Annotated in this window: 1 protein-coding gene; it reads left to right on the top strand. The window is 63.9% G+C overall.

Going from position 1 to position 427, the window contains the following annotated elements:
- A partial coding sequence (locus ACWTU8_RS32855) for an ATP-binding cassette domain-containing protein (protein ID WP_455851379.1) occupies positions 1-427 on the top strand: 427 nt, incomplete at both ends.

The following is a 427-nucleotide window of genomic DNA, read 5'->3' on the forward strand; positions in this document are numbered from 1 at the left end:
TCGCTCATCAAAGCGATTTCAGGCGCTGTCGTGCCCGACGAAGGCGAAATCCGACTTGAAGGCAAAACAGTTGCCTTCAAGTCGCCGATGGAGGCCCGCGAAGCCGGTATCGAAACCGTCTACCAAAATCTCGCTCTGTCGCCGGCACTGTCGATCGCTGACAACATGTTCCTCGGCCGCGAGATCCGCAAACCCGGCTTCCTTGGCCAATGGTTGCGCATGCTCGACCGTCCGGCGATGGAAAAGCGCGCCCGCGACAAGCTCACCGAACTCGGCCTGATGACCATCCAGAACATCGGCCAGGCGGTGGAAACGCTCTCGGGCGGCCAGCGCCAGGGCGTCGCCGTGGCGCGGGCTGCCGCCTTCGGCAGCCGCGTGGTGATCATGGACGATCCGACGGCAGCCCTTGGCGTCAAGGAGAGCCGCC

It is taken from the genome of Mesorhizobium sp. BHbdii, assembly GCF_053848045.1.